General features: G+C 66.1%; 19 protein-coding genes. 7 read left to right on the forward strand and 12 right to left on the reverse strand.

The window, feature by feature from the left end; genetic code table 11:
- Positions 1-110: 110 nt before the first annotated feature.
- The gene (locus tag G6N42_RS14050; protein WP_163730140.1) at positions 111-1250 is read right to left on the reverse strand and encodes an acyltransferase family protein; all 1140 of its coding nucleotides are present in this window, start codon (positions 1248-1250) and stop codon (positions 111-113) included.
- Positions 1247-2935 carry a DEAD/DEAH box helicase gene (locus tag G6N42_RS14055; protein WP_163730141.1) on the reverse strand — a complete coding sequence of 563 codons (1689 nt, stop codon included), beginning with the start codon at positions 2933-2935 and terminating at the stop codon, positions 1247-1249. The genes G6N42_RS14050 and G6N42_RS14055 overlap by 4 nt, the downstream gene beginning before the upstream one ends.
- Positions 2936-2941: 6 nt before the next feature.
- Here G6N42_RS14055 and G6N42_RS14060 point away from each other — a divergent pair, with 6 nt between their 5' ends.
- Positions 2942-3586 carry an LppP/LprE family lipoprotein gene (locus G6N42_RS14060; protein ID WP_163730142.1) on the forward strand — a complete coding sequence of 215 codons (645 nt, stop codon included), beginning with the start codon at positions 2942-2944 and terminating at the stop codon, positions 3584-3586.
- A 51-nt stretch (positions 3587-3637) separates the two neighbouring features.
- On the opposite strand, the gene G6N42_RS14065 is transcribed toward G6N42_RS14060, so the two are convergent.
- A complete protein-coding gene (locus tag G6N42_RS14065; RefSeq protein ID WP_163730143.1) occupies positions 3638-4567 on the reverse strand; it encodes an endonuclease domain-containing protein in 930 nt (309 codons plus the stop codon).
- A gap of 191 nt (positions 4568-4758) precedes the next feature.
- Between G6N42_RS14065 and G6N42_RS14070 the strand changes: the two genes are divergently transcribed.
- Together G6N42_RS14070 and G6N42_RS14075 are read left to right on the forward strand one after the other, a co-directional pair.
- The gene (locus tag G6N42_RS14070; RefSeq protein ID WP_163730144.1) at positions 4759-8178 is read left to right on the forward strand and encodes a TM0106 family RecB-like putative nuclease; all 3420 of its coding nucleotides are present in this window, start codon (positions 4759-4761) and stop codon (positions 8176-8178) included.
- A complete protein-coding gene (locus G6N42_RS14075; protein ID WP_163730145.1) occupies positions 8175-9527 on the forward strand; it encodes an FAD-binding oxidoreductase in 1353 nt (450 codons plus the stop codon). Before G6N42_RS14070 ends, G6N42_RS14075 begins: the two co-directional genes overlap by 4 nt.
- A gap of 14 nt (positions 9528-9541) precedes the next feature.
- Here G6N42_RS14075 and G6N42_RS14080 read toward each other — a convergent pair whose 3' ends face one another.
- Together G6N42_RS14080 and G6N42_RS14085 are read right to left on the reverse strand one after the other, a co-directional pair.
- Positions 9542-11647, reverse strand: coding sequence for an MFS transporter (locus tag G6N42_RS14080; RefSeq protein ID WP_163730146.1), 2106 nt, complete (start codon positions 11645-11647; stop codon positions 9542-9544).
- An 81-nt stretch (positions 11648-11728) separates the two neighbouring features.
- Positions 11729-13030 (reverse strand): multidrug effflux MFS transporter, encoded by a 1302-nt coding sequence (locus G6N42_RS14085; RefSeq protein ID WP_163730147.1) that lies wholly within the window; start codon positions 13028-13030, stop codon positions 11729-11731.
- Positions 13031-13175: 145 nt separating this feature from the next.
- Here G6N42_RS14085 and G6N42_RS14090 point away from each other — a divergent pair, with 145 nt between their 5' ends.
- Together G6N42_RS14090 and G6N42_RS14095 are read left to right on the forward strand one after the other, a co-directional pair.
- On the forward strand, positions 13176-13928 hold the full coding sequence (locus G6N42_RS14090; protein WP_163730148.1) for a hypothetical protein: 753 nt from the start codon (positions 13176-13178) through the stop codon (positions 13926-13928).
- Between the two features lie 224 nt (positions 13929-14152).
- Positions 14153-17836, forward strand: a complete 3684-nt coding sequence (locus tag G6N42_RS14095; protein WP_232076577.1) for a multifunctional oxoglutarate decarboxylase/oxoglutarate dehydrogenase thiamine pyrophosphate-binding subunit/dihydrolipoyllysine-residue succinyltransferase subunit — start codon at positions 14153-14155, stop codon at positions 17834-17836.
- A gap of 53 nt (positions 17837-17889) precedes the next feature.
- On the opposite strand, the gene G6N42_RS14100 is transcribed toward G6N42_RS14095, so the two are convergent.
- A complete protein-coding gene (locus tag G6N42_RS14100; RefSeq protein ID WP_163730149.1) occupies positions 17890-18852 on the reverse strand; it encodes a hypothetical protein in 963 nt (320 codons plus the stop codon).
- A gap of 185 nt (positions 18853-19037) precedes the next feature.
- Between G6N42_RS14100 and G6N42_RS14105 the strand changes: the two genes are divergently transcribed.
- Positions 19038-19868: an SDR family NAD(P)-dependent oxidoreductase gene (locus tag G6N42_RS14105; RefSeq protein WP_163730150.1), complete on the forward strand. Its 831-nt coding sequence runs from the start codon at positions 19038-19040 to the stop codon at positions 19866-19868.
- Between the two features lie 8 nt (positions 19869-19876).
- On the opposite strand, the gene G6N42_RS14110 is transcribed toward G6N42_RS14105, so the two are convergent.
- The 3 genes from G6N42_RS14110 to G6N42_RS14120 are packed head-to-tail and all read right to left on the reverse strand — an operon-like array spanning position 19877 to position 22966.
- Positions 19877-20734: a glycine betaine ABC transporter substrate-binding protein gene (locus tag G6N42_RS14110; protein ID WP_163730151.1), complete on the reverse strand. Its 858-nt coding sequence runs from the start codon at positions 20732-20734 to the stop codon at positions 19877-19879.
- 9 nt (positions 20735-20743) lie between these two features.
- Positions 20744-21928 (reverse strand): NAD(P)-dependent malic enzyme, encoded by a 1185-nt coding sequence (locus tag G6N42_RS14115; protein WP_174262075.1) that lies wholly within the window; start codon positions 21926-21928, stop codon positions 20744-20746.
- Positions 21929-21976: 48 nt separating this feature from the next.
- A complete protein-coding gene (locus G6N42_RS14120; protein WP_163730152.1) occupies positions 21977-22966 on the reverse strand; it encodes a malate dehydrogenase in 990 nt (329 codons plus the stop codon).
- A gap of 140 nt (positions 22967-23106) precedes the next feature.
- Here G6N42_RS14120 and corA point away from each other — a divergent pair, with 140 nt between their 5' ends.
- Complete coding sequence (gene corA / locus G6N42_RS14125) at positions 23107-24210, forward strand: magnesium/cobalt transporter CorA (protein ID WP_163730153.1); 1104 nt, start codon at positions 23107-23109, stop codon at positions 24208-24210.
- On the opposite strand, the gene G6N42_RS14130 is transcribed toward corA, so the two are convergent.
- Genes G6N42_RS14130 through G6N42_RS14140 form a run of 3 tightly spaced genes read right to left on the reverse strand, consistent with a single transcriptional unit; the run spans position 24207 to position 26825 of the window.
- A complete protein-coding gene (locus G6N42_RS14130) occupies positions 24207-24800 on the reverse strand; it encodes a suppressor of fused domain protein (RefSeq protein ID WP_163730154.1) in 594 nt (197 codons plus the stop codon). The two genes, corA and G6N42_RS14130, sit on opposite strands and share 4 nt — an antisense overlap.
- Complete coding sequence (locus tag G6N42_RS14135) at positions 24797-25984, reverse strand: ABC transporter ATP-binding protein (protein ID WP_163730155.1); 1188 nt, start codon at positions 25982-25984, stop codon at positions 24797-24799. The genes G6N42_RS14130 and G6N42_RS14135 overlap by 4 nt, the downstream gene beginning before the upstream one ends.
- Before the next feature lie 4 nt (positions 25985-25988).
- Entirely contained in the window at positions 25989-26825 is an 837-nt protein-coding gene (locus G6N42_RS14140; RefSeq protein WP_163730156.1) for a carbohydrate ABC transporter permease, read from the reverse strand.
- Positions 26826-26848: the final 23 nt, after the last annotated feature.

The raw sequence follows: 26848 nt of genomic DNA on the forward strand, positions 1-26848 counted from the left end.
GACACAACCACAACCGCCGGCCCCAATGTCGCGATTGGGCCGATCGTTTCCGGGATCGGAGTGGCCTACAACCACGACGCGAAGGCCCTTCGGAGTGCTGACCCAGACTCCTAAGCGGTGCGCACGCGGGTGACTCGGTGCAACAGCCAGGCCATCGGCACCGTCACCGCGAACGTCACGATGAACAGCCACCCCATCGAGCCGGTGTAGATCGGATACCGCAAAATCTCGACCATCACCAGCTCCATCGTGAGCAGGTGGATCAGGAAGATCTCGTAGGAGATCTCGCCGAGGAAGACCATGGGCCGTGACGACAAGAACCTCGCGTAGAGGCCGCGGTCCCCCAGCGCCAGCGGCGCCACCATCAGCGTGGCGATCACTGCGTAGAAGCCCGCCTTCACCAACGCCTCACGCAGTTCCGCCGGTGACGTCGTCGGCTCACCGCCAATCGGCGTGGACACGATGAAGTAGCAGACCATGGCGAGCGGGATGCATGCCAGCCCGTATGCCCTCACCCCGAGTGGCTGCAGGGCCGCGAGAAACATGCCGCCGAGGAACCACACCAGATATGTCGGCAACCATAGCCGCGCGGCATCGGGCAGGAAGTCGGTGGTGTGCACCAGGATCAGCCACGCCGGGGTGAGCAACGCCAACGCGCCAAGTCCCGCCAACAGCCGACCCGGCCGCCATTGCCTGCGGCACAACACCACGAGCAGTAGGTAGGCCAGCGCCGGTAGGGCGATGTAGAACGCCACCTCGACCGCCAGGCTCCACATCTGCGTAAGCCCTTGGTGCAGAAACGAATACAGGTAGTTGTCGGTGTAGATCTGGGTCAGGGTGAGGTTGCGGAACAACCCTTCCCACGTGTGGCCGGGGTTGGGCCCTGCCGTGCGGAAGTGGTACAGCAGATATGCAGCGAGCACCGTGACGACGTATGCCGGCATGATGCGCCGCACCCGATGCCAGGCGTAGCGGCGCACCGAGGGCGGGGCGTCACCCGTCGCGGCAGCCTTCACCCACGGGCTGAAAAGCAGAAACCCGGAGAGCACGAAGAAGATCGGCACGCCGATCTCGGCGCGCGACCACACCAGACCGATATAACCGTGCGTGTACTTGCCGGTGGTGTACGCGGCATGGGTGAGCATGACCAGCAGCGCCGCCACGGCCCGGACGCCGGTGAGCGATGAGACCCGCTCGGCCTTTGCGACCGATTCCAGTCCGCCTTGAGCGACGCTGTTCGATACGGTCATTTGGCTTTGTGGCCGGGTTTCCCGCCTTTTCGTGGCGGACGATCAGGTTGCAGGTTGATCAGGATGCCCTGTATGCGAGTGCGCTCAAGGGCTTTCATCGTTTCGCGGGACAGCTTGGCCGGCAGCTCCACCAGGGAGTGGTCGGGCCGGATCGAGATGTGCCCGAAGTCGCTGCGGTGCAAGCCACCCTCGTTCGCGATGGCGCCGACGATCGCACCCGGCATCACCTTGTGGCGCTTGCCGACCGCGATGCGATAGGTCGCGAAATCACCCCGCCGCTCGCGCGGCTTGCGCGGACCGTCCTCACGCGGACCGCGGTCGGGGCGTTCGCGACGCTTCTCCGGCGGCGGCTCGGTCATCAGGAACTCTTCGCCGTCGCGGCTCTGCAGAGCCAACGCCGCGGCGATATCCGCCATGGGCACATCGTTATCGCGCTCGTAGCCCTCGATCAGCTGGCGGAACAGATCGATTCCGGGCGCATTGAGCGCCGCGGTGATCGAGTCCAGGAATTTGGCGACGCGTTTCTCATTGACGTCGTCCACGGAGGGCAAATCGATCTCGACGAGCTTCTGCCTCGTGACCCGCTCGATGGACTTGAGCAGATGGCGCTCTCGAGGTGTGACGAACAACAACGCGGTACCAGATCGGCCCGCCCGACCGGTGCGTCCGATGCGGTGCACGTAGGACTCCGGGTCGTGCGGGATGTCGTAGTTGAGCACATGCGAGATGCGTTCGACGTCCAGGCCGCGTGCCGCCACGTCGGTGGCCACCAAGATGTCAAGGCTGCCGTCCTTGAGCGAGTTGATGGTGCGCTCGCGGACCGCCTGCGGAATATCGCCGTTGATCGCCGCGGCGGAAAATCCACGCGCACGCAGCTTTTCGGCGACTTCCTCGGTGGCCTGCTTGGTACGGACGAACACGATCATCGCGTCGCCCTGCTCGACCTCGAGCAGGCGGGTCAGCGCGTCCATCTTGCGTTGGTGCGACACCTGCACATACCGCTGCGTGATGTTCTCGGCGGTCTGGGTCTTGGACTTGACCGTCACCTCGACCGGGTCGTGCAGGTATTTCGACGTGATCTTCTTGATCGCCGGCGGCATGGTCGCCGAGAACAACGCGACCTGCTTGTACTCAGGGGTGTCGGCCAGAATGCGCTCGACGTCCTCGGCGAAGCCCATCTGCAACATCTCATCGGCCTCGTCGAGCACCAGATAGTCGAGGTGGGTGAGGTCGAGCGTGCCCTTTTCCAGGTGGTCGATCACCCGGCCCGGGGTGCCGACCACGATCTGCGCGCCGCGCTTCAGCCCGGCGAGTTGGGGGCCGTACGAGGATCCGCCGTACACCGGCAGGACATTGACCCGCAGGTGGGCGCCATACCGGCTGAACGCCTCGGCCACCTGTAGTGCGAGTTCGCGCGTCGGCGCCAGCACCAGCGCCTGGGTGGTGCGGCTGTCGGTGTCGATCTTCGACAGGATCGGGATGGCGAACGCCGCGGTCTTGCCGGTGCCCGTCTGCGCCAGCCCGACGACGTCCGAACCTTTCAGCATCGCCGGAATCGTCGCGGCCTGGATGGCCGACGGTGACTCATAGCCGACCTCGTTGACGGCCTGCAGCACCGAAGGGTGCATCTGCAGGTCCTCGAAGGTCAGATCTACCCGGTTCTCGTCCGGGTCGGGGGACGTCATCAGTCGATGAGTCTAGTGCCCGTCACGTGCCCGACCCGCCGCGCGGCCTGCCCGATCGCCGAGGAAGGTTTCGGTACGGTGCGCAACGTGAAGTCGGCGGTCAAGATTTGTTTGGTGACGGTCGCAGTGGCATCCGCAATTGCCGGGTGCGGGTCCAGCGACTCCACGGCCTCCAAGACTCCCGGCCCGCCTCCGGTGAGCACGCCGCCCCCGGCGGGCGCGCCCGCGCCGTCCGCGCCGTCGGCGCCTGCAGCCACCCCGGCCACCGAAGCCGATCCGTGTGAGGTCAACCTGGCCGCGCCCGAGATCGCCAGCGCGGTGTCGGAGTTGCCACGTGACCCGCGGAGCAACCAGGGCTGGAGTCCCGAGCCGGTGGCGGGCAACTACAACCAGTGCGCGCAGCTGTCGGTGGTGATCGTCAAAGCGAACACCAATGCGGAGAACCCCAACACCCGGGCCGTCATGTTCCACCTCGGCCAGTTCATCCCGTCCGGAGTGCCGGATACGTATGGCTTCAACGGCATCGACAATGCCGTGACCACTGGAGACACCGTCGCCCTGCGCTACTCCAACGGAGTCTCCGGGCTGGACAGCGTGGTGCGGTTCCGCTGGAACGGCAACGGCGTCGAGCTGATCGGCAACACGGGTTAACTTCTGCGCCGAACGTGGATTACCCGCACGTGTCTTGCGCGCGAGCGTGTGTTAAGCCCACACTCGGTTGGCCGGATCGAGCCAAGCGATGCGTGCGTCGAGTCGTATGTCGTCGGCACCGGGCCATCCGACCGAACGCATCGCGTCCCGCACGCGCGCTAGAAAAACGTGCGGTCGATAGCGCAGAAGGTCGCGGCTCACCCGGATGATCAACCAGCCCTGTGCGGCCAATTCGGCCAAGCGGTCAATGTCACGCGCATGCTGTTCCGGGTCGTCCCAGTGCTGCGGACCGTCGTACTCGACGCCCACCTTCCATTCGTCCCACCCCATGTCGATGCGGCCGACGAACGAGCCGTACTCGCCGACGACGATGATCTGGGTTCGGGGTTTGGGGAAACGAGCAGCGATGAGGAGCAGCCGCGTGCTGGTCTCCTGCGGAGACTCAGCGCCCCCGTCCATCAGTTCCACAACACGCCGCAACTGCACAACTCCGCGGGCACCGCGATGGTCGGCCGCAACGCCTACGACCTCGTGCGGTTTGAGGTCTGTCGCATTCGCCAGCGCATCCAGGCGGATGATCGCCGTTTGCAGCGAGTCTCGACGCCCAAGATCGAATGCTGTGCGCGCCGGCGTCGTCGTCGGTATCCCCTGCACGACGCAACTCTCGTCATCCGCCAGCCGCGCGCGGTGAATCACGATGCCGTCGACGTCACAGGTGTCCTGACGGACCAGCTCCGCCGGTAGCGCTGCGTCAATCCACTTTGTTCCGTGCAGCGCCGCGGCGGACAAGCCCGCGACGGTCGCGTTGCGGTGCGACCACAGCCATGCTGCGACGGCGCGTCGCTGCGGATCGAGTTCCACCCTCTTGTCCAAATAGACATTGCGATAGAGCATCCTGTGGCGGCTGACCAGCGTCCGCCTCGTCACCGTGCCGGCGGCTAGAGCTTCAGTGCCGATGAACGGCATGGGTTCCTGTTTCATGCGCCCACCTTCGGCGCGAGGTCCCACACCGAGTGGCCGTCGAGACGTCGGTGCAGCCCGGGCTGTGGATGAATATGCGGACCTGAATGGACGAGTGTGGATTTGCGTCACACTTGGGTGGCATTTCGTGTGCCGGTAACCCACGTTCGCGCCTGAGGTGAGGTGTCACTGCGCTCACCTACAGTGACAGCGTGTTCGTTGTCGCCCACGGAACGCAGGACCGCGTCATCTACAGCGCATCCGATCTCGCGGCGGCCGCCCGCTGCGAGTACGCCCTGCTGCGCGCGTTCGACGCCAAACTCGGCCGGGGCCCGGCCGTCTCGATCGAAGACGAATTGCTCGCCCGCACCGCCAAGCTCGGTGGTGAGCACGAACAACGCCACCTCGACGAGCTTCGCGCACTGACCGAGGAGAACGTCGCGGTCATCGGCAGGCCCGACTACACCGTCGACGGGCTGACCGCAGCGGCCGAGGCGACCATGCGCGCGGTCGAACGCCGCGCACCCGTCGTCTATCAGGCCGCGATGTTCGACGGCCGCTTCGCCGGTTTCGCGGACTTCCTGGTGCTCGACGGCGACGAGTACCGGCTGCGCGACACCAAGCTCGCGCGTTCGGTCAAGGTCGAGGCGCTGCTGCAGCTCGCCGCCTACGCCGACACCCTCGCCCGCGCAGGCGTGCCGGTGGCATCCGAGGTCGAGTTGGTGCTCGGTGACGGCGCGACGGCTGGATACCGCGTCGACGAACTGCTCCCGGTGTATCTGAGCAGGCGCACCAGCCTGCAGCGTCTGCTCGACGACCACCTGGCCGGCGGGACCGCGGTCACGTGGGAAGACGAGCACGTGCGCGCATGCTTCCGCTGTCCGGAATGCGAGATTCAGGTGCGCGCCCACGACGACCTGCTGCTCGTCGCGGGAATGCGGGTGAGCCAGCGGGCCCGGCTGATCGACGCGGGCATCGTCACCGTCGCCGACCTCGCCACCCACACCGGTCCCGTGCCCGAACTGTCGGCGCGCACCGTGACGACACTGGCAGCCCAAGCTCGGCTGCAGACCACTGCGAAGGTGGACGGCAAGCCGCCGTACGAGGTCGTCGACGCGCAACCGTTGATGGTGCTACCCGACGCGAACAAGGGTGATCTGTTCTTCGATTTCGAGGGCGACCCGCTGTGGACCGTCGACGGCCACGAATGGGGTTTGGAGTACCTGTGGGGCGTCCTCACCGTCAACGACGAGTTCCATCCGTTCTGGGCGCACGACCGCGCGAGTGAGCGCAAGGCACTGGTCGATTTCCTGGCCATGGTGCGCAAACGGCTGAAGCGCTACCCGGGCATGCACATCTACCACTACGCGGCATACGAGAAGAGCACGTTGCTCCGGCTCGCCGGTCGCTACGGCGTCGGCGAGAACGACGTGGACGACCTGCTGCGCAACGGCATACTTGTCGACCTGTATCCGTTGGTGCGCAAGAGCATTCGAGTCGGAACCGAGAACTACAGCATCAAATCCCTCGAACCCCTCTACATGGGCAACGAATTGCGCGACGGCGAAGTGACCACCGCCGCAGATTCCATCACGCAGTACGCGCGTTACTGCGCGCTGCGCGACGAGGGAAGATCCGACGAAGCGGTCGTCGTGCTCAAGGAGATCGAGGACTACAACGTCTACGACTGCCGCTCGACGGGCCGCCTGCGTGACTGGATGATGGCCCGCGCCATCGAATCCGGCGTCCCGCCGCGCGGGCCGCAGCCCGTGCGCGACGACGACGTGATCGAACGCGGCGACGATCTCGAACGCAAGCTGATGAAATTCGCGGGTGACGGCGTCGAAGCGCGGAGCGCCGAACAAGCCGCTGTCGCGATGATTGCTTCCGCCAGAGGTTTTCACCGTCGCGAGGAAAAGCCGTTCTGGTGGGGCCACTTCGACCGCGTCAACAACCCCGTCGACGAGTGGGCGGACAACAGCGACGTCTTCATCGCCGACAAGACCGTCATCGACAACGACTGGCACCAACCGCCGAAAGCGCGCAAGCCCCAGCGACATGTGCGACTGATCGGCAGCCTCGCGAACGGCGGACTGACCAACAGCATGTACGCGCTGTACGACCCGCCCGCGCCCGCGGGTCTCGCCGACGATCCCGACCGACGCGGTTTCGCAAGTGTCACCGTCATCGGTTACGACGACCCCGAGGTGCCCACCGAAGTCGTGGTCTGCGAAAGACCACCCAAGGACGGCGACGTGTTCGACCAGGTGCCCTTCGCGCTGACGCCGGGACCGCCGATCAACACCAGGCCGCTGCAGGAGTCGATCGACGCGACAGCGGCCGACGTGGCTGCCGGACTCCCCAGCCTGCCGTGTGACGCCGTGACCGACATCCTGCTGCGCCGTCCACCCCGCACCGTCCACGGCGGCGAACTCCCTCGCAGCGGCGTGATCGCCGACGACATCGCGTCAGCGCTGAGGGATCTCGATTCGTCCTACCTGGCGGTGCACGGGCCGCCGGGCACCGGCAAGACTTTCACGTCCGCAAAGGTGATCGCGCGACTGGTCAACGAGAATGCGTGGCGCGTCGGCGTGGTGGCCCAGTCGCACGCGGTGGTCGAGAATCTGCTCGGTGGCGTGATCGAGGCGGGTGTCGACCCCGACCGGGTGGGCAAGAAGAAGAGCGCCGACATGCCGTGGCGACAGGTCGAGGAGAAGGACTACGCCGCGTTCATAGCCGACACGCAGGGTTGTGTAATCGGCGGCACAGCATGGGACTTCGCCAATTCCGGACGCGTACCGCGGCTCTCGCTCGACCTGCTCGTCGTCGAGGAGGCCGGCCAGTACAGCCTCGCCAACACCGTTGCCGTCGCGCCGGCGGCGCGTAACCTGTTGCTACTCGGCGATCCGCAGCAGCTGCCCCAGGTCAGTCAGGGAACCCATCCCGAACCGGTCGACACGTCGGCATTGGGCTGGCTCATCGACGGAAGGCACACGCTGCCAGCCGAATTGGGTTACTTCCTTGATCAGTCCTATCGCATGCACCCCACCGTGTGCGCGGCGGTCTCACGTCTGTCCTACGACGGCAGGCTGCAGTCGTACGACACGGTGACCGCGGCGCGCAGCCTCGAGGGGCAGGCGCCCGGGGTGCGCGTGCTCAGCGTCGAACACGACGGCAACTCCACCGACAGCCCCGAGGAAGCCGATGCGATCGTCGCCGAGATCCGCGGCCTGCTCGGCGCGGCTTGGACCGACGAAAGCGGCACGGTTCCCCTGGCTCAGCGGCACGTGATGGTTGTGACGCCGTACAACTCACAGGTCGTGACGGTACGGCGACGCCTCGATGACGCGGGGCTGACCGGCGTCGAGGTCGGCACCGTCGACAAGTTTCAGGGCAGGCAGGCGCCGGTGGTGTTCGTGTCGATGACCGCATCGTCGGCCGACGATGTGCCACGCGGAATTGCGTTCCTGCTCAACCGGAATCGGCTCAACGTCGCGGTGAGCCGGGCCAAATATCTCAGTGTCATCGTGCAGTCGCCGCTGCTCACCGAATACCTGCCCGGCACACCGGATCGCCTCGTCGAACTGGGCGCGTTCCTGTCGCTGACCACGTGTGATAGACCCACGGCATGAACTTGACCGAGCGGCTGGCGGACATCGTCGGGCCCGGCTACGTCAGCACCGACCCCGATGTGCTCGACGGCCGTAGCGTCGACCACACCGGGCGTTACCGCGGGCACGCCGGGCTGCTCGTGCGGCCGGGGTCGGCCGACGAAGTCGCCGACGTGCTGCGCGCCTGCCGCGACGCGGGGGCGTATGTCACGGTCCAAGGTGGACGGACCTCGCTGGTGGCCGGCACGGTGCCCGAGCATGACGACGTATTGCTGTCGACGGAACGGCTGCGCGACGTCGGCGAGGTCGAAGTCGCGGAACGACGGATCCGCGTGGGAGCCGGCGTCACTCTGGCCGAGGTGCAGCACGCGGCGACGGCGGCGGGGCTGGTGTTCGGTGTCGATCTGGCCGCGCGCGACTCGGCGACCGTCGGCGGTATGGCGTCGACGAATGCCGGCGGCCTGCGCACGGTGCGTTACGGCAACATGGGCGAACAGGTCGTCGGCCTCGATGTGGCGCTCCCCGACGGCACGGTGGTGCGTCGCCACAGTCAGGTCCGCATGGACAACACCGGCTACGACCTGGCGTCGCTGTTCATCGGGGCCGAGGGCACGCTCGGGGTCATCACCAGCCTGGACCTGCGGCTGCATCCGGCCCCGCGCAGCCGGGTGACCGCGGTTTGCGGGTTCGCCGACCTGGATGCGCTGATCGAGGCGGGCCGGGCGTTCCGCGAGATGGAACCTATCGCGGCGCTGGAGTTGATCGACGCCCGCGCGAGCCTGCTGACCGCTGAACACGCCGGGGTGTCCGCGCCCGTCGAGGGCGCCTGGCTGCTGCTGATCGAATTGGCGGGCGACACCGACCAGACCGAGCGTCTCGCCGAGGCGCTCGAGGAGGCGCAGCTGGCCGGCGAACCCGCGGTCGGCGTGGATACGGTCGCACAGCAGCGGCTCTGGCAGGTGCGCGAGGCCGTCGCCGAAGTGCTCGGCGTTTACGGGCCTCCGCTCAAATTCGATGTCTCGCTGCCCCTTTCAGCGATTCCCGCCTTCGCGAGCCAAGCCGTCGACCTGGTCGCCGAGCATTCACCGGACACCATCCCGGTGTTGTTCGGCCACATCGGCGAAGGGAATCTGCACCTCAACCTCGTGCGGTGCGCGCTGGCGTCCGAGCGCGAGCGCGATCTGTATTCGGCGATGATGGCACTGATCGCAGAATTGGGCGGCAACGTCAGCTCCGAGCACGGCGTCGGCACCCGCAAACGCGACTATGTGTCGATGTCACGCACCGCGGCGGACATCGCGGCGATGCGCGCGGTCAAGGCGGCGTTCGATCCGACCGGCTACCTGAACCCCGCGGTGCTCTTCGGCTAGTTCGCATCCACGATCTAGTCCGGCCAGGGGGTGGAGTGTCTGCCGTGGCGGGGCGTGTCATCGGGATCATCGCGGGCATGCCTGCCGTTGGACTCGAACCAGAACGTCCGCGGCTCCGGTTCTTCGTCGCGCGCCCGGTGCCGCGACGGTTCGCGCTCGTCGAGACGACGCGCATGGCGGCCGGCCGGGTCGGCGATCTGCGGCCGCGCCACCGGCTGGACGTGCTTTTCATCGTCGACGTGGAATCCGTTGTGTGCGAATCCGATCGGCTGGACCTTCGGCGCGGGTGTATCCGCGGCGCGTAAGAAGTCCAGGATGTCCTGCGCTGCCGGCGGCGTGTCCTCGACCACGGCGGGGTATTCGTCGGTCACGTGGCGCCAGGACTCGACGGGCTCGTCGTGCCAGAGGTCCGCGGGCGCGTGCAGTACGTGCTGCGGTCGGGAAGCCATCGGCTCGGTGGCCGGCTCGGGATCGGACTCGGCGCCAGGCCGACGCGTCCTGACCGGTTCCAAGTCATCCCACGACACCGTGTACTCGACGTACTCGTCGTGGTCGACGGCGAACCCGTCGTCGTCGCTCCATCCCGGGGCGTTGCCGATGTCGCGGTCGGGGCGCGGATCGTCGAACTCCACCGACCGCGGACTACCGAACCCGAGGAGGAACAGTGCCGCGCCCACCCCGAACAACGCGACGAACGCCGGCAACAACAGCGTCTGCGACATCGCCGCCGCGAACGGTTCCTGCAGGAATGCCGGCAACAGGTTCGCGCTGTCGCCCGCGGGCGACTCCGCGCCCGTCACTCCCACCTCGTCGCTGATCCGCCACGCCATGAAGGCCGCCACACCCGCGCTGCCCAGCACCGACCCCACCTGACGGGTGGTGTTGTAGACGCCCGACCCCGCCCCGGCCAGTTGCGGCGGCAGGTTGCGTGTGGCCGTCGCTGCGAGCGGCGACCAGATGAACGCCATGCCCACGCCGACTACCGTCAACGGCAGCACGATCCGCCAGATCGGGGTGGCGGACGTCATCTCTATGGACAGCCACGTCATCGCGATCGCCACCAGCGAGAAGCCGAAGCCGATCACCGGGCGTGGATGGGACCTGTCGATGATTCTGCCCACCAACGGTGCGAGCACGCCGCTCGCGACGGCCATCGGCGCCACCACCAGTGCCGAACGGGTAGGCGAGAGTCCGCACACCTCCTGGGCGTAGAACATGACCGGCACGATCATCGCCGTCACGACGAAACCGATGGTGGCCACACCGATGTTGGACAGCGAGAAGTCACGGTCCCTAAAGATGCGGAGCGGAACCAGTGGATCGGTGGGGTTGACGTACTGCCAGAACAGGAACGCGGCCATGAAGCCGATGCCGCCCGCGATCGTGCCCCACACCCACGGCGCCCAGTTGTGCGACTGCCCTTCCTGCAGGGCGAACACGATCATGAACATGCCGATCCCGGACAGCGCCATACCGAGCAGATCGAACCGCTTCACCTGGGTGTCCAATTGCGGAATCAGTCGCACGGCCAGAGCGACCCCGAAGACACCCACCGGCACGTTGACGAAGAAAATCCACTGCCAGCCCAGGACGTCGAGCAACAGACCGCCGGCGAGCGGACCGACCAACGTCGCCACGCCCGCCGTCGCGCCCCACAGGCTCATCGCGACACCGCGCCGGTCGGCCGGGAAGATGCGGGTGATCGTCGACAGCGTCTGCGGTGTGAGCAGAGCCGCCCCGAAACCCTGCATGACCCGCGCCATGATCAGCGTGTTGATGCTGTCGGCCAGCCCGCACCACAGCGACGCCAAAGTGAAGACCGTCAGCCCGACCACGTAGAGGTTCTTCGGTCCGAACCGGTCGCCGAGTCGGCCCGCCACGAGCAGCGGAACCGCATAGGCGAGGAGGTAAGCGCTCGTCACCCAGATGACCGAGTCATAGCTGGCGCCGAGCGCGGCCATGATGGACGGGTTGGCGACCGACACGATCGTCGCGTCCACGAGGATCATGAAGAAGCCGACCAACATCGCCCACAACGCATGCCACGGGTTCGCCGTGGCGGTACCGCGCCGCGTTGCGGTTGCGCGGTCGTTGTTCCGGGAGGTCAGGGTCTTGTACATCACATCGACTTACTCAAAGATTCGGCCGACGCTACGGGCGGTGGCCAACCCCGACAAGTCAGGGTCGCGCCACTACAGACCTCAGGCCGGCTCTGGGACGGCGTCGCCGATGACACCATCCCGCTCATTGTCCTTGGATACGGGCGCCGGCGTGCCCACCGCCCGAGCCCCGACGCGCAGCGTAAGGGCCAATGCGAACAACGCGATCACCATACCGACCGTCATCACCAGCGCGAGGGCGAACTCGTCGTTGCCGAGCACCCCGACGAGCGGGGCGATCGCCGCGCCCAGCCCGAACTGCGCCGCGCCGAGCGCCGCCGCCGCGGTGCCCGCGGCCTCGGGATGCCGGGTCAGGGCGACGGCCGGCGCGTTCGGGATTACCAGTCCCATCGCACCGAGGATCGCCCACACCGGAATGACGAATCCGAACAGCCCGCCGACGTGGGCAGCCGAGAGACCCACGAACACAACGCCCACCACGGCCGCTGCGGCCAGCGCCCACAGCGCGATGGTCTGCGGCGTGAACCGGCGCAGCAGCACGACGTTGAACTGGGTGGCACCGATCAGCGCGACGGCGCCTGCCGCGAACACCAGTGCGAAAGCCTGCTGGTCCAACCCGTACCGGCCCTGCAGCACGAAGGCCGCGCCCGCGATGTACGCGAACAGCCCGGACATGCCGAGCGCGGCGACGAGGACCAGCACGACGAAGCGGACGTCGCGCAGAACCTCGACGTATGTGGCCGCGATGCTGCGCACCTTCAGCGGACGTCGATGCGACGCCGGCAGGGTTTCCGGCAGCGCCAGGGCGGCCAGCAACAACAGCGCCCCCGCCATGACCACCAGCACCGCGAACACCCAGTGCCAGGAGGCCTTCAAGAGGACTACCGCGCCCAGCGACGGGGCGAGTACCGGAGCAGCGCCGAGCACGAGCATCACCCGGGAAAAGACCGTGGCGGCGACCGACTCTTCGAACAGATCCCCGATCGCGGCGAACGCCACGACCATCGCGGCGGCGGCGCCCACGCCCTGCAGCCCGCGCGCCACGCCCAGTACGGCGATGTTCGGCGCGAAGAGGCACACCAGCGACGCCAGCATGTGCAGGACGATGCCGGCCATCAGCGGCCGCCGACGACCGAGCGAGTCCGACAGCGGACCGACGATCAGCTGGCCGAGGGCGAGGCCCGCGAGGGTTCCGGTGAGCGTCAGCTGCGCCACCGACGACGACACCCCGAGGTCCTCGGCGATCTTCGGCAACGCCGGGAGGTACATGTCGATGGTCAGCGGGCCCAGGGCGACCAACAGTCCCAGGATCAGAACCATCTTGGTGCGGCTCGGCGACTTCGCCTCCACAGTCGTCGCGTCCACGAAGGGTGATGTTGCCATGAAAATGGTTAGCGTCGCTTCCCAATATTTTCTTCCCCACTTCACAGACAGTGAGCGCGATCACGTTCGGGCACCCGCCGCGCCCGTTCGCGCGTTCATATAGGGCTAGCCTGAAAGGCCAGCCGTACGCACAGGGAGGCCGCACATGAGTGCCAGGTCAAGCGCCAAGAACCAGCTGCCGGCGACCAGAGATGGCGTCGACGAGAATCCGAGTGCAGCGGCGAAGGTCCTTTCGGCGATCATCGAACGCAGCGCGCGCGTGCAGGCGCCCGCGGTCAAGGCCTACGTCGACCGGCTGCGCCAGCAGAGCCCCCATGCGACACCCGCGCAGATCGTTGCCCGCCTCGAGAAGCACTACCTCGCCGCAGTGATGGCCAGCGGTGCCGCCGTCGGTTCGGCGGCCGCCTTCCCCGGGATCGGCACGCTGGCGGCCATGTCGGCCGTCGCGGGCGAGACGGTCGTTTTCCTCGAGGCGACGTCGCTCTATGTGCTGTCTGTCGCCGAGGTGCACGGCATCCCCGCCGATCATCGGGAGCGCCGACGGGCGTTGGTCCTGGCGGTGCTGGTCGGCGAGGACAGCAAGCGCGCGGTGACCGATCTGCTCGGCCCCGGCCGCACGAGCGGGTCGTGGCTTGCCGATGGCGCGGCGACGTTGCCGCTGCCCGCGGTCTCACAGCTGAACTCGCGGCTGCTGAAGTACTTCATCAAGCGTTACACGCTCAAGCGCGGAGCGATCGCATTCGGTAAGTTGCTGCCGGTCGGCATCGGGGCCGTCGTCGGTGGTGTCGGCAACCGGATGATGGGCAAGCGCATCGTGTCCAACGCGCGCAACGCGTTCGGCGATCCGCCTCCGCGCTGGCCGGCAGCGATTCACGTCCTGCCCGCACCGCGAAACTAGCCGTCACCGGCAAGCGTCTGACCACAACGACCATAAGAGCGTTGTCATGGTCTGGTCGTTGTGAGAGCGATAGCCTTTAGACGGCACACAGCGGGTACCCGCTGACTAGAGGAGAAAAATCGGCGAGCGCCGAGGTGCGCTTGCGTGAGGCGAAGGAATCGAGGCGAGTAGCTGCCGTGAGCTCACCATCACCATTCGGACAGAACGAGTGGTTGGTCGAGGAGATGTATCGCAAGTTTCGCGAGGACCCCTCTTCGGTAGATCCCAGTTGGCATGAATTTCTGGTCGACTACTCCCCCGAACCGACCACCGACAGTCAGACCGGCAACGGCCAACGGACAGCTGCGCCCGTCGCCCCGCCCGAGCCCGCGCCTGCACCGCCCCCCAAGCCGGCCGAGAGCAAGGCCGAGTCGAAACCGGAAGCCAAACCGAAAGAACAGAGTTCCGCGCCGAAGGCCGAGGCCAAGAGCGAGCCGGCGCCCAAGCCGAAGCCGGCCCCCGCGCCTGCGGAAGGCTCCGACTCCCAGGTGCTGCGCGGTGCCGCGGCCGCCGTCGTGAAGAACATGTCGGCGTCGCTGGAGGTGCCGACCGCGACAAGCGTGCGTGCCATCCCGGCCAAGCTGATGATCGACAACCGGATCGTCATCAACAACCACCTCAAGCGGACCCGCGGCGGCAAGGTCTCCTTCACCCACCTCATCGGCTACGCGCTGGTGCAGGCGGTGAAGAAGTTCCCGAACATGAACCGTCACTTCGCCGAGATCGACGGCAAGCCGAACGCGGTGACCCCCGAACACGTCAACCTCGGTCTCGCGATCGACCTGCAGGGCAAGGACGGCAACCGTCAGCTCGTCGTCGCAGGCATCAAGAATTCCGAAAACATGCGGTTCGGGCAGTTCCTCGCCGCCTACGAGGACATCGTGCGGCGCGCCCGCGACGGCAAGCTGACCGCCGAAGACTTTGGCGGCGTGACGATTTCGCTGACCAATCCCGGAACCATCGGCACCGTGCACTCCGTGCCCCGGTTGATGCGTGGGCAGGGCGCCATCATCGGTGTCGGCGCAATGGAGTACCCGGCAGAGTTCCAGGGCGCCAGTGAGGAACGCATCAACGAGTTGGGCGTCGGCAAGCTGGTCACCTTCACCTCGACCTACGACCACCGCATCATTCAGGGTGCAGAGTCCGGCGACTTCCTGCGCACCGTGCACGAATTGCTGCTGAGCGACGACTTCTTCGACGAGATCTTCCGTGAGCTCGGCATCCCGTACGAGCCGGTACGGTGGCGCACCGACAACCCGGACTCGATCGAGGACAAGAACGGGCGCGTCATCGAGTTGATCGCGGCGTATCGCAACCGCGGCCACCTGATGGCCGACATCGACCCGCTGCGGCTGGACCAGACCCGGTTCCGCAGCCACCCCGACCTCGATGTGAACTCCCACGGCCTGACGCTGTGGGACCTGGACCGCGAGTTCAAGGTCAACGGGTTCGGTGGCGCCGAGCACAAGAAGCTGCGCGACGTGCTCGGGCTGCTGCGCGACGCGTACTGCCGCCACGTCGGTGTCGAGTACACCCACATCCTGGAGCCCGATCAGCAGAAGTGGCTGCAGGAACGCATCGAGGTCAAGCACGAGAAGCCGACGGTCGCCGAGCAGAAGTACATCCTGTCGAGGATGAACGCCGCAGAGGCGTTCGAGACGTTCCTGCAGACCAAATACGTTGGGCAGAAGCGCTTCTCGCTCGAAGGCGCGGAGACCGTCATCCCGATGATGGACGCCGCGATCGACCAGGCCGCCGAGCACGCCCTCGACGAGGTCGTCATCGGCATGCCGCACCGCGGCCGCCTCAACGTGCTGGCCAACATCGTCGGCAAGCCGTACTCGCAGATCTTCAGCGAGTTCGAGGGCAACCTGAACCCGTCGCAGGCCCACGGCTCGGGTGACGTCAAGTATCACCTCGGCGCAACCGGCAACTACATCCAGATGTTCGGCGACAACGACATCCAGGTGTCGCTGGTGGCCAACCCGTCGCATCTCGAAGCCGTCGACCCGGTGCTCGAAGGACTGGTGCGCGCCAAGCAGGACCTGCTCGACGTCGGAGAAGAAGTCGACGGTTCCAAAAAATTCTCGATCGTGCCGATGATGCTGCACGGCGACGCCGCCTTCGCCGGACAGGGCGTGGTCGCCGAAACGCTGAACCTGGCGCTGCTCCGGGGTTACCGCACCGGCGGCACCATACACATCATCGTCAACAACCAGATCGGGTTCACCACTCACCCGGGCGACTCGCGCTCGTCGGAGTACTGCACCGACGTCGCGAAGATGATCGGCGCGCCGATCTTCCACGTCAACGGGGACGACCCGGAGGCCTGCGTCTGGGTGGCACGGCTGGCGATGGACTTTCGACAGCAGTTCAAGAAGGACGTCGTCATCGACATGCTGTGCTACCGCAGGCGCGGGCACAACGAGGGCGACGACCCGTCGATGACGCAGCCGTACATGTACGACGTCATCGACACCAAGCGCGGATCGCGAAAGACCTACACCGAAGCGCTGATCGGCCGCGGCGACATCTCGATGAAGGAAGCGGAGGACGCGCTGCGCGACTACCAGGGTCAGCTGGAGCGGGTCTTCAACGAGGTCCGTGAACTCGAGAAGCACGAGATCGCGCCCAGCGCGTCGGTGGAGGCCGACCAGATGGTGCCCGCCGGCATGAACACCGCCGTCGACAAGTCACTGCTGGCCCGGATCGGCGATGCCCATCTCGCCTTGCCGGAAGGCTTCAACGTGCACCCGCGCGTCAAGCCGGTGCTGGAGAAGCGCCGCGAGATGGCCTACGAAGGCAAGGTCGACTGGGCGTTCGCCGAGCTGCTCGCACTGGGATCCTTCCTCGCCGAAGGCAAGACGATCCGACTGTCGGGCCAGGACACCCGGCGCGGCACCTTCACCCAGCGTCACTCGGTGATCATCGATCGCAGCACCGGTCAGGAGTTCACGCCGCTGCAGCTGCTCACCTCGAACCTCGACGGCTCGCCGACGGGTGGCAAGTTCATGGTGTACGACTCGGCGCTGTCCGAGTTCGCCGCGGTGGGCTTCGAGTACGGCTACTCGGTCGGCAATCCCGATGCACTTGTGTTGTGGGAGGCGCAGTTCGGTGACTTCGTCAACGGTGCGCAGTCGATCATCGACGAGTTCATCAGCTCCGGTGAGGCCAAGTGGGGCCAGCTGTCCGATGTGGTGTTGTTGCTGCCGCACGGTCACGAGGGCCAGGGCCCGGACCACACGTCGGGCCGCATCGAGCGCTTCCTGCTGCTGTGGGCGGAGGGTTCGATGACGATCGCGATGCCGTCGACGCCTGCGAACTATTTCCACCTGCTGCGCAGGCACGGCCTGGACGGGATCCACCGCCCGCTTATCGTCTTCACGCCGAAGTCGATGCTGCGAAACAAGGCAGCCGTCAGCGACCTTCGTGAGTTCACCGAGATGAAGTTCCGCTCGGTGATCGAGGAGCCCACCTACACCGAGGGCACCGGTGACCGTGAAAAGGTCAAGCGAATCCTGTTGACCAGCGGCAAGATCTACTACGAGCTGGTGGCGCGCAAAAACAAGGAGGAGCGCGACGATGTGGCGATCGTGCGCATCGAACAGCTCGCTCCGTTGCCGAAGCGCCGGCTGAGCCAGACGCTCGACCTGTATCCGAACACCGAGGAGTACTTCTGGGTGCAGGAGGAGCCGGCCAACCAGGGTGCGTGGCCGACGTTCGGGCTCACGCTGCCCGAGGTCTGCGCGGATCGGTTGACGGGCATCACGCGGATCTCGCGGCGTGCGATGTCGGCACCGTCGTCGGGCTCGTCGAAGGTGCATGCCGTCGAGCAGCAGGAGATCCTCGACGAGGCGTTCGCGCGCTAGGTTTTCCGCGCCAGAGCGTTAACGGGTTGATCGCCTGCACCTGGCGCGTGAAATCAACCCGTCAGCGCGAGCGCGGGCCGGCAAACAGGGCAGGTTCTCATCCGCCCGGTCCAGCCCCGACGGCGGAGCAGGCCACCGATCAACACTGCCGTGCGACATGCATCGCCGAAGACGAGTCCATGGGTCACTCGCGTTGTGATCAGGCCTGATCGGCTCAACTCTGCGAGATCACGCAGCGCGTCGCGATCCCGGTCTCGCGGCGCGTCATGAAACGCGCGGCCGTCGAGTTCGACCACAACGCCCTGCCCGCGGTAATGCACATCCTGGTAGGTAATCCGGCCAGTCGCGGTGCTTCGAGTCTGACGCTCGCCCCTGGGCAGCCCGTGCGCGCGCTCGACCCTCAGCAAGTAGCCGCGCTCCAACACCGAACATGCGCCGTCACGCAGATCGGCGAGCATTGCCTCAAATGTGCGCCGGCCCGAAACCCGTTGGCGAGTCGCCAGTACCCGCAGTATCTGCTGCGGCGTGGTCCGTCGGCTCGCACACACCCGTGCCTGTACCGCGAACGCAGCCGCGAGGTCCTTGTCGTGGAGTTCCCCGCTGACCACGTCGATCAGCGCGTGCTCCAGGCGAATTGCCGGCGGGTTGCGGTTCAGTTCGGCCCGTTGCTCGAAGTCGGGCGTCCTGTGCAGCACGATTCGTGGCAATGGTCGCAGATGACGTCCCGGTCCAACGGCCACGTGCACAACCGTCGTCGGTGGATCGGGCAGCGCCGAGGTATGAGCCAGAGCGGCCGGCCAAAACGCCAGTACCGCAGCCCAGTGCCGCTGTTCTAGGGTGAGTGGGCCGCTGTGGCTCACGTAGACGCCACGGTGGACATCCGTTAACTCGCGACGGCGCAGCATTCTGGCGATGTCGGCGTCGGTTCCGTCTGCGTCCAGAACTTGGCGACGCGAAATGATCCCGTCCTGTAACCAGAGCAGACGCTCGACGTGTCCAAGATGCCAACGCGTCACGATAGGTAAGCGTGGCCGGGAACGAGCTGACGGCCAACCTGCCGCGACTCGCCGCTGTGCATAACTCCCTAACGGGTTGATCGCCTGCACCTGGTGCGCGGAATCAACCCGTTAGTGGGCCCCTTTTAGCGGAACCCGCGGTAACGACTACCCTCGATCCGAGTCAACGGACACTGAGGAGTGGCATGCAGGGCTTCGCTGGAAAAGTCGCCGTGGTGACGGGCGCCGGATCGGGCATCGGGCAGGCCTTGGCGATCGAACTCGGACGCTCGGGCGCCAGCGTGGCGATCAGCGACGTCGACACCGAGGGCCTCGCGGTCACCGAGGAGCGCCTGAAGGCCATCGGCGCCAAGGTGAAGGCCGACCGGCTCGACGTCACCGAGCGTGAGGCCTTCGAGCTGTACGCAGACTCGGTGGTCGAGCATTTCGGCAAGGTCAACCAGATCTACAACAATGCGGGCATCGCCTACGTCGGCGATGTCGAGATCACGCCGTTCAAGGACATCGAACGGGTGATGGACGTCGACTACTGGGGAGTGGTCAACGGGACCAAGGTCTTTCTGCCGCATCTGATCGCCTCCGGCGACGGACACGTCGTGAACATTTCGAGCCTCTTCGGCATCTTCTCGGTTCCCGGACAGGCGGCGTACAACTCGGCGAAGTTCGCGGTCCGCGGGTTCACCGAGGCGTTGCGTCAGGAGATGATCGCCGCAGGCCACCCGGTGAAGGTGACCACCGTGCATCCCGGCGGCATCAAGACCGCGATCATGCGCAACTCGACCGCGGCCGAGGGCGTCGACAAAGACGGCCTGACAAAGACTTTCGACAAGAAGCTGACGATCACGACGCCCGAGAAGGCGGCACAGATCATCCTCGAGGCGGTACGGAAGAACCGCGCGCGGGTGCTCGTCGGTCCCGACGCGAAGATCCTCGACGTGATCGTGCGGATCACCGGATCGGGCTATCAGCGGCTGTTCTCGACGGTCGTATCGCGGCTCGTACCCAACGCGCACTGACCGAAAGATCAGTCGCCCAATGGGTGTTCGGCGAGAAACGCGCCTGCGACCAGACCCGGTTCGGTGCCGTCCTCGACCTGGGCGCGCATATCGGCCAGCGCGGCGGTGTCCAGGACCCCCGCAACCTCGTTGAGCGCCAGCACCTGCGACTCGTTGAGCTCGTTGCGCCGGTAGAGCGGCACCAGGTTCTCGGCGCGGATCAATGATGTGCGGTCAGAGAGCATGAGCAACTCGGCCGGGATGTTGGGCGCCGCCGTCGACGTCCACGCGGCATTGATCTTGCCCGCCTGGACCGCCTCGAACAGCGTTGCGGGGTCGGGATATTCGCGGGCCTTGGACAGCTTGCATGTGCCGATGACGTCGGGTCCTGGCGCGCGGAATTCGTCGGAACCATTCGAGACCTCGCCGACCTTCAGCTTGTCGCAGTTCCGCGTCGCCGCCGTCAGATCCCGCCCGCCCCATGCTTCTGCCGTGGCTTCGGTGACGGCCAGCGCGGGTTTGTCCTCGGCCGACGTCGTGTAGTCCCCCGCAGCGATGCCTTCAGGCAACGACGACACCATCTCCCGGTACACCTGGGTCGCCGACCGGGCCGTCGAATCGGGGAAGAACCTGTGCAGCACGCGGCCCGTGAAGCCGGGAACGACGCGCGCCTCCCCCGAGTCCAGTCTCGACAGTGGATCCGGTGACGTCTCGACGTGGGCGGGGCTGCCGTAGAACCGCAACGCCTCGGTGTAGATGTGCGCGATCAGCGCCGACTCGGGATCCGGCGCCGAACCGACCGTCAGCGACGGCGTCTGGTCGCTGACGCCGCAACCGGCGGCGCTCACCGCGACGAGCGCAGCGAGCGCGCAGGCGAGCCGGCGCACCGAGAGGACCTAGGCCTGCGACGCCGCGGCAACCGCCTGGGCCACGGCGGGGGCGACCCGCGGATCCAAGACGCTGGGCACGATGTAGTCGGGTGCGAGATCGTCACCTACCACCGCGAAGATCGCCTCGGCTGCCGCCACCTTCATCTGCTCGGTGATACGCCGAGCGCCGGCGTCCAGCGCGCCGCGGAAGACCCCGGGGAACGCAAGCACGTTGTTGATCTGATTCGGGAAGTCGCTGCGTCCGGTGGCCACCACCGCCGCGTACTGCTTCGCGTCGTCGGGGTGGATCTCCGGGTCGGGATTGGACAGCGCGAACACGATTGCATCCGGGGCCATCGTCGCGACGATCTCCGGAGGCACGACACCGGCCGACAAGCCGAGGAACACGTCGGCACCCTTCAGTGCCTCGGCCATGCCACCCGAGAGGCCGTTTGGATTCGTCGCCTCGGCGATCTCGGCCTTGTACGAATTGAGATTGCCGCGGCCCTTGTGCAGGATGCCTTGCGAGTCGAGCAACGTGATATCGCGAATGCCCTTGCCCAGCAGGATCTTTGCGCATGCCACACCTGCGGCACCGGCACCGGAGACGACCACCCGCAATCCGGTGATGTCGCGGTCGAGCACCTGTGCAGCACCGATGAGCGCCGCCAGTACGACGATCGCGGTGCCGTGCTGGTCGTCGTGCATCACCGGGCAGTCCAGCGCCTCGATGACACGGCGTTCGATCTCGAAGCAGCGTGGTGCCGAGATGTCCTCGAGGTTGACCGCGCCGAACGACGGCCGCAACCGCACCAGGGTCTCGACGATCTCGTCGGGATCCTTGGTGTCGAGCACGATCGGGATGGAATCGAGGCCGGCGAACGCCTTGAACAGTGCGCTCTTGCCCTCCATCACCGGAAGTGCCGCCGCAGGCCCGATATCGCCGAGGCCCAGAACCGCGCTGCCGTCGCTGACCACGGCGACCATGCGATTGGCCCACGTGTAGCGCGCTGCCAGGGTGTGGTCGGTCGCAATGGCACGGCTGACCTGCGCAACCCCGGGCGTGTAGGCAACCGACAGCGCACGCTGGGAGTCGAGCGGCGCGTTCAGCGCTACCGACAGCTTCCCGCCCACATGGGCAGCGAAGATCTCGTCGTCGTGCAGGACGATCGGGTCTCTGTGGTCAGGCACGTTTTCCACCGCTTGGGACACGGCGCTCAGGTTACTGACGAACCGGTAGGTAACCTAATCGACTTTGTCTCAGATAAGCCCCAGGTCAGTGACGGCTTTGCGCTCGTCGGCCAGCTCAGCGGTCGACTTGTCGATGCGCGCCCTGGAGAACTCGTCGATCTCCAGCCCTTGAACGATGGACCAGTTGCCGTCCTTGGTCGTGACGGGGAAGGACGAGATCAGACCCTCGGGAACGCCGTAGCTGCCGTCGGACAAGACCGCCATCGACACCCAGTCGCCCTCGGCGCTGCCGAGCAGCCAGTCACGAGCGGCGTCGGTGGTCGCCGATGCGGCCGAGGCCGCCGACGACGCGCCGCGGGCGTCGATGATCGCCGCGCCGCGTTTGGCGACGGTCGGGATGAAGTCGTTCTCGATCCAGTTCTGGTCATTGACGACGTCGGCGGCGTTCTTGCCACCCACCTCGGCGTGGAACAGGTCCGGGTATTGGGTGGCCGAGTGGTTACCCCAGATCGTCATCTTCTTGATGTCGGTGACCTTGGCGCCCGTCTTCTGGGCCAGCTGCGAGATCGCCCGGTTGTGGTCGAGGCGGGTCAGCGCGGAGAACCGCTCGTTCGGGATGTCGGGGGCGTTGCTCATCGCGATCAGCGCGTTGGTGTTCGCCGGGTTACCGGTGACGCCGATGCGGACGTCGTCGGCGGCCACCTCGTTGAGCGCCTTGCCCTGGGCGGTGAAGATCGCACCGTTGGCCTCGAGCAGATCTCCGCGCTCCATACCCGGGCCGCGGGGACGGGCGCCGACGAGCAGGGCCAGGTTCACACCGTTGAAGATCTTGTTGGCGTCGGCACCGATCTCGACGCCGGCCAGCAGCGGGAACGCGCAGTCGTCGAGTTCCATCACGACGCCCTCGAGCGCCTTGAGCGCCGGTTCGATCTCCAGGAGTCTCAGCTCGATCGGACGGTCCGGGCCGAGCAATGAACCGCTGGCCAGACGAAACAGCAGGCTGTAGCCGATCTGGCCGGCGGCACCGGTGACCGCGACCTTGAGGGGAGATGTGCTCACGTCAGGTGCTCCTTGGACGGATGTGTAAAGCGGTTGCTTTCGGGGACGAAACTAGCAGGGTCCGTTTCAGGTATGCCGCGTAGCATTCACCAAGTCTTATAAGGCCAGCGCTGCGCGTATCGACCCGGGGAGGTGACCCGATGCCATCGTTTCGCCAACTGCCTCCGTCACTGCGACCGAACGTGCGGCCCAGGCCCGGCCAACCGGATGCCGCCTCGATTCATGTTCCCGTCGCGCGGGCCATGGTGGATTGCGCCGTCTACTGCGAGGGCACCCGGTTGCCCGGCAAGTACACCCACGCGGCGGCGCTGAGCAAGGTCCACGATCTCGAGGCCTCCGGCAAGGACGCCTTTGTCTGGGTCGGCCTGCACGGGCCCGACGAACGTCAGATGCAGGCCGTCGCCGATGTGTTCGGCCTGCACCCGCTGGCCGTCGAAGATGCGGTGCACGCTCACCAGCGACCGAAGCTGGAGCGCTACGACAACACCTTGTTCCTGGTCCTCAAGACCGTCAACTACGTCGAGCACGTCTCCGTAGCCCTGGCCCGCGAGATCGTGGAGACCGGCGAGATCATGATCTTCGTCGGCCAGGATTTCGTGGTCACCGTGCGCCATGGTGACCACAGCGGCCTGGCCGGGGTCCGCAAGAAGTTCGACTCATCACCCGACAGCCTCAAGCTGGGCCCGTATGCGGTCATGCATGCGATCGCCGATCACGTCGTGGACAGCTATCTCGACGTCACGGACCTGATCGAGACGGACATCGACGCGATGGAAGAAGACATCTTCTCGCCGAACGCCAAGACCAACATCGAGTGCATCTATCTGCTCAAGCGAGAGATCGTCGAGCTACGCCGGGCCGTCGCGCCGCTGACACTCGGATTGCAGCGAATCGGCACCGACCACAACGATCTGATCTCGATCGAGGTCCGCCGGTACATGAGCGATGTACTCGATCACAACATCCAGGCGTCCGACCGGATCACCAGTTACGACGAGATGCTCAGCTCGCTGGTGCAGGCCGCGGCGGGCAAGGTCGCGATGCAACAGAACACCGACATGCGCAAGATCTCCGCGTACGTCGCCATCGCCGCTGTGCCAACAGCAATCGCAGGCATCTACGGCATGAACTTCGAGTACATGCCAGAGCTCAAGCAGCCCTGGGGTTATCCGGCAGTGCTGTTGGTGATGGTCATCATCTGCTCCCTGCTGTTCCGGGCGTTCAGGCGCAACCACTGGCTCTAGCTCGGTTGCGCGGCGCGCCGGGCGGGGTTCAGTACGTCGACGCCGTCCTGCGTCCACGCCTCGCGCATGGCTTCGGCACCTTTGAGTCGGACCCACGCCGCTTCGGTCGCGGTGATCGGCGTGGCGCTCAGCACCGTCACCGGCGGCAGTGGGTCGGTCAGTGCGACGTCTTCGATGTCGCTGCGGCCCAACAGAAAAGCGGAGAAGGATGCATCCTCCCAGAGTGGCGTCTCCAGATCGATAAGTGCATCCGCTTCCAGGATCAGGCCTTCGACGGCGGGCGCCGCGGCCAGGATCGCCAGGGAGCGCGCGAGACCCTTGGGCGTCGGACCGTACAACGCGACGACGGCTTCGGCGCGGGGACCGTGCAGTGCGTCGGTCACCAGCTCCGTGGGATCGAACATCGGGTGACGCGAACAACCAACCGACACATAGTGACTGACTCCGTCGCCATCGGGACCGAAGCGCAGCACATCGATCCGTTCGGTGCCCAGGAACGTGACACTGGCCTCGACGGGCTCAGCGGTGATGCCAGTCCGGGCGAAATGCTCGCGCAGGTGTGCGCGAACCGCGGCCGGGACGTCGATCACTCGGCCGGTGCGGGGGCCGCGTCGGGAAGCGTGAGGTTCTTTCCGGTGTCGGCGTCGAAGATCGTCAGCTTCGACGTGTCGAACGCCAGCTGTACCGTGTCGCCCTGCTTCGCCTGGGACTCGGTGGAAACCCGTGCCACGAACTCGTTTTCGGCGACCCCCGACTCACTGGCCAACTCGGCGAGCTGGGCGGCCCGCGCACCCTCGCCCTCACTCTTGAAGTGCAGATACTTGTCCGCGCCCAGCGATTCCACGAAGTCGACCGTCACGTCGAACGTCAGCGCCCTGATCCGCGCGTAGCCGTCCATCACCGCGGCGTCCTCGAGGTGCTCCGGCCGGATGCCGACGATGACGTTGTTGGGGGTTTGGTGCCTGGCGATCAGGTCGTGGACTTCCTGGGTCAGCGTGACTTCGCCGAACGGCAGGCGCACGCCGACGTCGGTCATGGTGGCCGGGAAGAAGTTCATCGCAGGCGATCCGATGAAGCCCGCGACGAACAGGTTGGCCGGCCGGTTGTACAGCTCCTCTGGCGTGCCGATCTGCTGTGCCTCCCCGGCGAGCAGGACCACCACGCGGTCCCCCAGCGTCATCGCCTCGGTCTGGTCATGGGTGACGTAGACGGTGGTGGTGCCCAGCTTGTCCTGCAGGCGGGCGATCTCCGAACGCATCTGCACGCGCAGTTTGGCGTCGAGGTTCGACAACGGCTCGTCCATCAGGAACGCCTTGGGGTTGCGCACGATCGCGCGTCCCATGGCCACCCGCTGACGCTGGCCGCCGGACAGCTGGGCGGGCTTACGGTCCAGAAGCTGGCTCAGGTCAAGGACTTTCGCGGCCTCCTCGACCTTCTGCGCGATCTCGGCCTTGTTCATCTTGGCCAGAGTCAGCGGGAACGCGATGTTCTGGCGCACGGTCATGTGCGGGTAGAGCGCATACGACTGGAACACCATCGCGATGTCGCGGTCCTTGGGCGCCTTCTCGTTGACCCGTTCGCCGCCGATCCTCAACTCTCCGGAGGAGATCTCCTCGAGACCGGCGATCATGTTGAGCGTGGTCGACTTTCCGCAGCCGGAGGGTCCGACGAGGATGATGAACTCGCCGTCGGCGATGGTCATCGAGAGGTCCTTCACGGCCGTGGCGCCGCCTGCGTAACTCTTGGTCACCCGGTCCAACACGATTTCGGCCATGGAGTTACCCCTTCACCGCGCCGGACGTGAGGCCGGCGACGATCCGTCGCTGGAAGATGAGAACAAAGATAATGATCGGGATCGTGATCACCATCGCGCCCGCCGCGATCGACCCGGTCGGTTCCTCGAACTGCGAACTGCCCGTGAAGTTGGCGATCGCGACCGGCGCGGTGATCGCACGCTGCGTCGCCGTCAGTGAAAGCGCCAGCAGCAGGTCGTTCCACGCGAAGATGAAGACCAGGATCGCCGCGGTGACGATGCCGGGCGCGGCCAGCGGGGCGATCACCTTACGGAACGCCTGCGCCGGCGTGGCGCCGTCCATCTTGGCCGCCTTCTCCAGATCCCAGGGGATCTCCTTGAAGAACGCCGAGAGGGTGTAGATCGCCAGCGGAAGCGCGAAGGTGATGTACGGAATGATCAGCCCCGGCCAGGTGTCGAACAATCCCAGCCTACGTTCGATGTTGAACAGCGGTGTCACCAGCGAGATCTGGGGGAACATCGCGATCAGCAGCGCGACGCCGACCAGCAGACGCTTACCAGGAAACACCAGTCGTGCCACGGCGTACGCCGCCATTCCACCGATCAAGACCGCGATGAGGGTGGTGATCAGGCCGATGCCGATCGAGTTGATCAGCGCCGAGCTGAACGCATCGCCGGTGAAGATTCCCTTGTAGTTCTCGAACGTGACCTGCGTCGGAATCAGCTTGCCGTCCTTGACGGTTGACGTCGGCTTGAGCGAAAGGCTGAGGATCCACAGCACCGGCAACAACGCATAGACGATGACGATGATGTTGACGACCGTCCAACCGGTCGCACGGCCCGCGCGAACCCTTTCGGCCATCAGCGCTGTCTCTTCTTCGCGCA

It is taken from the genome of Mycobacterium gallinarum, from assembly GCF_010726765.1.
GTDB lineage: Bacteria > Actinomycetota > Actinomycetes > Mycobacteriales > Mycobacteriaceae > Mycobacterium > Mycobacterium gallinarum.